We start from the raw sequence: 362 nt of genomic DNA, 5'->3' as shown, positions 1-362 counted from the left end.
CGAGCCGCTCGGCGACCGCCGGCGAGGCGAGCGGGTACTTCACGCCGTTGTCGGTGACCAGGTACAGCGTGCTGCCGAAGCCCGCCCCGGACACCGCCCGGACCAGCGCCCCGCCGCCCGGGCGCACCGCGATCCGGTCCGCCGGGGTGCAGCTGGGCAGCACGCCGGGCTGGAGCACCGGCGGCAGGCCGAGCACGGGGGCGGCGTCCAGCACGGACACGTCCAGGTCCCCGCCGTCGGAGGCCGGCCGCAGCGCCGCGCACAGGGCCTGCTCGGAGCGGGCCTGCAGCAGCGCCGGGGGCCGGCCGGGCAGGCCCTCGGGGGCGAAGGCCGCGGCGGCGGAGGCCGGCGCGGAGTGCGCG

1 protein-coding gene is annotated in these 362 nt (G+C 81.2%); it reads right to left on the bottom strand.

Going from position 1 to position 362, the window contains the following annotated elements; genetic code table 11:
- Positions 1 to 362: type VII secretion protein EccB (locus ABD308_RS37930; RefSeq protein WP_344345400.1), on the bottom strand; the 362-nt coding region annotated here is incomplete at both ends.

The sequence above is a fragment of the Kitasatospora putterlickiae genome (assembly GCF_039527695.1).
Classification (GTDB): Bacteria; Actinomycetota; Actinomycetes; order Streptomycetales; family Streptomycetaceae; genus Kitasatospora; species Kitasatospora putterlickiae.
The sequence above is the reverse complement of the archived record's forward strand: the minus strand, read 5'-3'. Positions and strand labels throughout refer to the sequence as shown.